The sequence below is a fragment of the Streptomyces sp. NPDC018964 genome (genome assembly GCF_044390325.1).
Taxonomy (GTDB): domain Bacteria; phylum Actinomycetota; class Actinomycetes; order Streptomycetales; family Streptomycetaceae; genus Streptomyces.
Genome location: NZ_JBIRYZ010000025.1, coordinates 111,795 through 118,193, shown reverse-complemented (window position 1 = coordinate 118,193; position 6,399 = coordinate 111,795). Strand labels below are relative to the sequence as shown.

At 72.8% G+C, this 6,399-nt stretch carries 7 protein-coding genes; 2 read left to right on the top strand and 5 right to left on the bottom strand.

What is annotated here, in order from left to right; all coding sequences use genetic code 11:
- Positions 1-561 precede the first annotated feature (561 nt).
- The 3 genes from ACH5AO_RS30890 to ACH5AO_RS30880 form a co-directional block, all read right to left on the bottom strand.
- Positions 562-1,002 (bottom strand): ATP-binding protein, encoded by a 441-nt coding sequence (locus ACH5AO_RS30890; protein ID WP_398930392.1) that lies wholly within the window; start codon positions 1,000-1,002, stop codon positions 562-564.
- A 544-nt stretch (positions 1,003-1,546) separates the two neighbouring features.
- Complete coding sequence (locus tag ACH5AO_RS30885) at positions 1,547-2,059, bottom strand: EF-hand domain-containing protein (protein ID WP_398930378.1); 513 nt, start codon at positions 2,057-2,059, stop codon at positions 1,547-1,549.
- Positions 2,060-2,207: 148 nt separating this feature from the next.
- Positions 2,208-2,588 carry an STAS domain-containing protein gene (locus ACH5AO_RS30880; protein ID WP_398930376.1) on the bottom strand — a complete coding sequence of 127 codons (381 nt, stop codon included), beginning with the start codon at positions 2,586-2,588 and terminating at the stop codon, positions 2,208-2,210.
- A gap of 359 nt (positions 2,589-2,947) precedes the next feature.
- Between ACH5AO_RS30880 and ACH5AO_RS30875 the strand changes: the two genes are divergently transcribed.
- Positions 2,948-3,526: an RNA polymerase sigma factor gene (locus ACH5AO_RS30875; RefSeq protein WP_398930374.1), complete on the top strand. Its 579-nt coding sequence runs from the start codon at positions 2,948-2,950 to the stop codon at positions 3,524-3,526.
- Positions 3,523-4,695 carry a maleylpyruvate isomerase N-terminal domain-containing protein gene (locus ACH5AO_RS30870; protein WP_398930373.1) on the top strand — a complete coding sequence of 391 codons (1,173 nt, stop codon included), beginning with the start codon at positions 3,523-3,525 and terminating at the stop codon, positions 4,693-4,695. The genes ACH5AO_RS30875 and ACH5AO_RS30870 overlap by 4 nt, the downstream gene beginning before the upstream one ends.
- Before the next feature lie 167 nt (positions 4,696-4,862).
- Here the strand turns inward: ACH5AO_RS30870 and purU are convergent, their stop codons facing one another.
- Together purU and ACH5AO_RS30860 are read right to left on the bottom strand one after the other, a co-directional pair.
- A complete protein-coding gene (gene purU, locus ACH5AO_RS30865; RefSeq protein WP_398930371.1) occupies positions 4,863-5,744 on the bottom strand; it encodes a formyltetrahydrofolate deformylase in 882 nt (293 codons plus the stop codon).
- 47 nt (positions 5,745-5,791) lie between these two features.
- Positions 5,792-6,238, bottom strand: a complete 447-nt coding sequence (locus tag ACH5AO_RS30860; protein ID WP_398930390.1) for a hypothetical protein — start codon at positions 6,236-6,238, stop codon at positions 5,792-5,794.
- Positions 6,239-6,399 lie beyond the last annotated feature (161 nt).

Here is a 6,399-nt window from a genome sequence, read left to right as displayed (position 1 = left end):
CGCGCGGGGGGGGGGGTGGGGGGGCGCCCCCCCGGGGCGGGGGGGGACCGGGGTGTCCCCGCCGCGGGGGGGGGGGGGGCGCGGCCCCCCCCCCCCCCGCCCGCCCCCCACCGCTCTTCGGCTCCGGCGCTCCCTCCCCGGGCCCCCCTCGCCCCTGGGGAACCGACGCCGGATCACGACCCACGCTCGTCGAGGGCTCCCGTCGTCGAGCCCTCGCCGTCCCCTCGCGGCGAATCGCTGAAGAACAGCGTGATCAAACGGTCACGGCGCGTCAATACCGGTTCGGGTGACAATGGTTCGGTTGCGGCATATGCCCTGTTCGCCGAGACCGCGCACGGAAGCACACCCGGCGCACCGCGTCACACGCCCGTCAACCCGGCCGACCCACCGTGCATCCATGCCCCCCGGAAGGACGCGGACGGCCGCGCGTGCGGGAACGCGGCGGGGCCGCGCCGGCATGCGGTTCCGCCGCGGGGGCACGACCGGCTCCGGTCGTCCCGCACCCACCCCGCGGTACGACCCGACGCACAGCCCGGCACACCGGGCTCCACCGCGACGTCCTCACACGGCCTTGTACGCCAGTCCGCCGCACGCCGACGTCCCGCCGGAGGCCTGCGCGCAGCGGTCCAGTTCGCACCAGATCCGCTTGCCGGCCCCCTCGGCGCTCCAGCCCCAGCGGTCGGCCAGCCCGTCCACGAGGGCGAGCCCGCGTCCGCCCGTCGCCTCGCCGTCCACACAGCGCGGCACCGGCGCCCGGTCGCTGCGGTCGGTCACCTCCAGGCGGACGGTGGCCTCCTCGGTGTCCGTCCCCGGCAGGGAGAGCCGCAGCACGGCCGGACGGCCGGTGTGCACCACGGCGTTGGTGACGAGCTCCGAGACGAGCAGGATCAGGGTCTCGGCGAGTGGTTCGTCGGCCTCTATGCCCGAACCGGCCAGCCGAGAGCGGGCCCATCTCCGGGCCCGTCCCACCTCAGCGGGGTCGGGCCGGATCTCCAGCTGCACTTGAAGCACATGCACCGCTCACACCATCCGAACCGGCGGACACTTGGACTCGCGCCTCACGAGGGCCACGATCGTAGCCATTTCCTGCATGGCCAGAACAACGGCCGGGACAGGGGTCACGGAACGTGATTCCCCTGCGAGACAGCATGGTTGACGTACAGTCACCCCAACAAGCGCTTCGGGCATATTCCAGCGCGAAGGAGTACACGTGCGGCATACTGTGCGACGCTCGCCGCGGGGAGTCGAACGGGAAACGGCGTTCCCCCTGGCCACCCGACGGAAAGCCGCAGGCGTCGGCCGGTACGGGGCCGCCCCGGGGGCGACTCCGGCGCGGTGCGTGCCCGGGACCACTCGCATCCCACACAAGGTACCGGAGCGGACGTCCGACTCCGGGCCGTGACGGGAGCGGCACGGGACACGAGCCGGTATCGACCCTCCGTGATCATGAAAATGCCACGATCCGTGACATCCGCGCGGGGGCGTGCCACGCCTCCGCGCGGGGTGGCGTCCCGCACCTTCGCGCGGGGGGGGCGTTGCGCTGGGGCTACTCGGGGACGGTGAAGTAGCGGGCGAAGGAGTGGACGATCTCCTCCTCGCCGATCCTGCCGTCGCCGTCGGAGTCCAGCGCGGCGGCGGCCGTGCGGGCGAGGTCCCCGGGGACGCCGAGCACCTCGATGACCCGCGCGGCGTCCTCGACGGTGGCCGCGCCGTCGCCGTCGGTGTCTGCGACGGCGAGCGCCGCGTGCAGGAAGGGCCGGGCGATCTCGGCGAACCGGTCCGGATTGTCCCGCAGGCGCTTGACCGCGCCGTGCACGAACTCCTCGCGCGTGATGCGCTGGTCGCCGTCGCGGTCCGCGATCCCCGCCATGCCCTGCCAGAACGCCTCGGCACCGATGTACAGGGCCTGGCCCCGGTCGGAGCGGGCCGCGACGGCGAACTCGGCGAGCAGCGCCTTGGCCGCTCCGCTGAAGTCCTCGCGGTCGATGTAGCCGTTGCCGTCCTGGTCGAAGCCCGCGAAGCGGGCCGCGATCCTGCGCTCGTACTCGCTGGTGACCATGTCTCTCAGGCCGCCTTAGGTCAGTGGGTCGTCTCGCTGGGAGCGTACGTGGTGGAGGGCCGCCGGGGAGCCGGAAAACGACGTCCGGACCAAGACCGGGGGAACAACGGGACACGCGTGTGACACGCGTGAGCACCCGCACACGGCGTCACGCCGACAGCGGGCGGGCGTCCTCGTCGACCGCGGAGGGGACGTCCGGGTGGATCTCGAAGAGCCTGCGGACCCCGAGGGCGCCGAGCACCTTGTTGACGTGGCTGCCGTCGGCGGCCCCCCGCGCGGGGAGGATCAGCCGCAGGCTGCCCCGGCAGGAGCGGAGCAGCCGGCGGGAGGCGATGAGCACGCCGACCCCGCTGGAGTCGCAGAACCACACCTCGGAGAGGTCGAGGACGAGGCGGTGCCGGCCCTCGGCCACCACGTCGTGCACCCGCTGGCGCAGCACCGGGGACGTCACCAGGTCCAGCTCGCCCGACACCCGGAGCACGGCCCACCCGCCGTGCTCCTCGCCGGTCACGTTGAAGGTCACCACCACGCCCCTCGCTCGCCGAAACGGAAGCAGTCCCTACGCTTCCTTGCAGCGCGGCTGCCCACCGGCCGTTCCCTGAAACGCGAGCCGAGAAACAGGCGCCGAACAAAAAGGGCTTGTTCCAATCACTTTCGTTCCGATTCGATCGGTTCCGATCGGCGCGGAGGTGGGTAGGTGCGCCCCGGACGGCGTCCGACGTGGGCGGGCGGCCCCTTACCACCTGCGGCTCTTCCGGTGGCGCACATTGCGGTAAAGGGGCGTGCGCCCTCCTGCGTGCCGATTACATTCTGGGAGTCACCGGCCACGCGCCGGACCCGGGCACCGACCAACCCGGGACCGGGGAGGAACAGGGGGTGAGGGGCCGCATGCCGAAAACGGACGTACCGCCCCACTGGGACCGCAGGATGCAGCAGCGCCTCGCGCACGGGGAGGCGGCCGCCCTCAGCGAGCTCTACGACCGGTTCGCCTCGCTCGTGCACGGCCTCGCCCACCGCGTCGTCGGCGACGAACACGCCGACGCCGTCACCCGCGACGTCTTCGCCCACATCTGGGAGCACCCGGATTCCTACGACCCCGCGCAGGAACCCCTGCGCACCTGGCTCGCCGCGCTGACCAGCCGGCTGGCCGTGCGGCGGCTGCGCACCACGAGGACCGCGGCCCTCGCCCGCGGCGGCCCCGGCACCGCCGAGGACCTGGAGCGCACGGTGCGGGACGCCTCGGTGGCGGCCCGCGCCGACTACATCGTCCAGTCCCTGCCGGCGCCCCTGCGGGCCGCCCTGGAGCTGGCCTACTTCCAGCGCAGGAACTACCGCCAGACCGCCGCCGACCTGGGCGTCACCGACGACGAGGCCCGCCGCCGGCTCCGCCTCGGCCTGCAACTGCTGGCCACCGCGCACGACGCCGGCGCCCCGAGCGCACCGCCCGGCATCGGGGGTGCCGCGTGAGCGGGCACCGGACCGGCCGGCCCGAGGCGTACGACGACCAGGAGAAGGACGCCGGACCGCCCGTGCTGGAACACCACGTGCTGAAGTCGCTGCTGGGTGCCTGGGCACTGGCCGCCTGCTCGCGGGCGGAGGCGTCCGCCGTCGAGGAGCACCTCGGCACCTGCGGACCCTGCGCGGACGAGGCGCTGCGGCTGCGCGCGGCGGTCGGCCTGCTCCAGCGGCCCGAGAGCCTGGACCCGGACCCCGGCCTGCGCACCCGTGTCCTGGAGGCCTGCCTGGAGCGTCGCCCGCCCCGCGTCCCCGTGCCGGAGTGGGCCGCCCCGTACGACACCGAGACCGCGCGGCTGGACGCGCTGCTCCAGGACTTCGGCGACTCCGAGTGGCACGCGCCGGTGCGGCTGCGCTGGTACGAGTCCGACGAGGCGAGCAGCCGCCGCACCACCGTCGCCGGGGTCATCGCGCATCTGCTGGCGGTCGACGGACTGGTCTCGGTGGCCCTCGGCCTCCGCGACCCGCTCGGCGACGCCACGGCCGTCCGGCCCGTCCCGTCGGACCGCACCGAGGCGTACTGGCGGGCCTCCCGCTTCCCGCCCACCCGTTCCGTGCGGGCGCCCTGGCGGGACCAGAGCCACGCCCTCGTGCGGACGGTCTCCTTCACGGGCGGCGGCACCGGACGGCTGCCGGTGTCGTACGGCGACTACGAACTGCCGCTGCACGACGCGATGCTGGACCGGGCCTTCGAGTGCTGGGTGCACGCGGAGGACATCGCCGAGGCGGTGGACTACCCGTACGACCCGCCCTCCGGGCGGCATCTGCACCGCATCGTCGACCTGGCCGCGCGGATGCTGCCGGCCGTCCTCGAGCACCGCCGGCAGCACGGGCTGGCCTCCCCCGTGGAGCGGCACCTGGTCGCCGCCGGGGAACCGGGGCGCAGTCTGCGGCTGGAGATCGAGGGGTCCGGCGGAGGCGAGTGGCTGATCCCGCTGGACTCCCCCGCGGCGAAGGGCTCCGCGGAACACGAGGTGGCGCACGTCGCGCTGGACGGCGCGGAGTTCTGCCGGCTCGCCGCGGGACACGTGTCTCCGCGGGAGGCCGCGGCGGGGCAGGTCGGGGACCGTGACGCCATCAAGGACGTCCTGTTCGCGGCGGCGAGCATGAGCCGGATGTAGGGGCGGGTTCCGTCTCGCCGGTGAGCGCGGGTGCATGGGAGGTTCCGCGCAGTTCCCCGCGCCCCTATGGGTACGCACAGTGGACGTACCTGTAGGGGCGCGGGGAACCGCGCGATCAGCCACAGACCACCCGCGGTCGCCACCGAGCCGGACCCCCCCCCGAGCGCTCAGGCGAAAACGACCGTCCTCCGCCCGTTCAGGAGAATCCTCCGCTCCGCGTGCCACTTCACCGCCCGCGCCAGCGCCTGGCACTCCACGTCCCGGCCGATCGCGACGAGCCCCTCGGGGGTGACGTCGTGCCCCACCCGCTCGACCTCCTGCTCGATGATCGGCCCCTCGTCGAGGTCGGCGGTGACGTAGTGCGCCGTGGCGCCGATGAGCTTCACGCCCCGCGCGTGCGCCTGGTGGTACGGCTTCGCGCCCTTGAAGCTCGGCAGGAAGGAGTGGTGGATGTTGATGATCCGCCCGGAGAGCTGCTTGCACAGGTCGTCCGAGAGCACCTGCATGTAGCGGGCGAGGACGACGAGCTCGACCTCGTCCTCGCGCACGATCTCCAGCAGCCTGGCCTCGGCCTCCGGCTTGCCGTCCTTCGGCACCGGGATGTGGTGGAAGGGGACGTCGTACGAAGCCACCAGTTCGGCGAAATCGGTGTGATTGGACACCACTCCGGCTATCTCCACGGGCAGCGCCCCGGTCCTCGCCCGGAACAGCAGGTCGTTCAGGCAGTGCCCGAACCTGCTGACCATGAGCAGGATGCGCATCTTCTCGTCGGCCCGGTTGATCTGCCACTCCATGTGGAAGGAGTCGCCGATCGCCGCGAAGCTCGCCCGCAGCTTCTCCAGGGTCACGGGGGCGTCCGCCGAGAAGTGGACGCGCATGAAGAACAGTCCCGTGTCGTGGTCGCCGAACTGCTGGCTGTCCTCGATGTTGCAGCCGGTCATGAACAGGTAGCTCGACACGGCGTGCACGATGCCCTGCTTGTCGGGGCAGGACAGGGTGAGGACGTACTGGTCGGCCGGGGCCGCGGCTCGGGTGGACTGCTCGCTCATACGGAAAAGGGTCCCACACGCGAACCCGCGCCCGGCCGGCCGTTCCGCTACGCGGACCGCGTCAGGATCCGCAGCACCTCGAGGGTGCTCGGCGTCGCGTCGGGGTCGTCGCCGTCGCTCGCCGCCATCCGCACGTGCGCGTCCCGCGCGGCCCGCACCGCCTCCGGCCAGCCCTCGTGCTCGAGGTAGGCGGTCACCGGCGCGTCCGGGCCGACCTGGTGCATGATCCGCAGGACGCGCAGCACCGCGGTGTCGACGAGCGCCGCCTCCTGCGAGTCGCGGAAGATGGTGCCGACGTACTTCTCGGCGGACCAGTTGTCCAGCCAGGTGTCCTCGACCAGCCGGTAGACGGCGTCGGTGACGTCGCCGTAGCCTTCGACCCCGGCCAGCCAGACGTCCCGCTGGAAGGCGGGATCGGAGAGCATGTGCAGCGCGGAGCGCACATTGCTGCGCCAGCGCCACCACGGCATGTCGTTGAGTGGCATGCCGCCCATGGTGAAGGAGCGACGGCCGCGACGGGAAGAGTTCTCCGAACCTTGCACGATCGTCGATCGTACGTTTTCGCGCCGCACGGGTCATACGGGACCCCGTAATTCACCTCCGTGTCACCGTCCGTTGACCAAGGGTCACTCCGGGGTTGGTCGTGTGGCGGAAT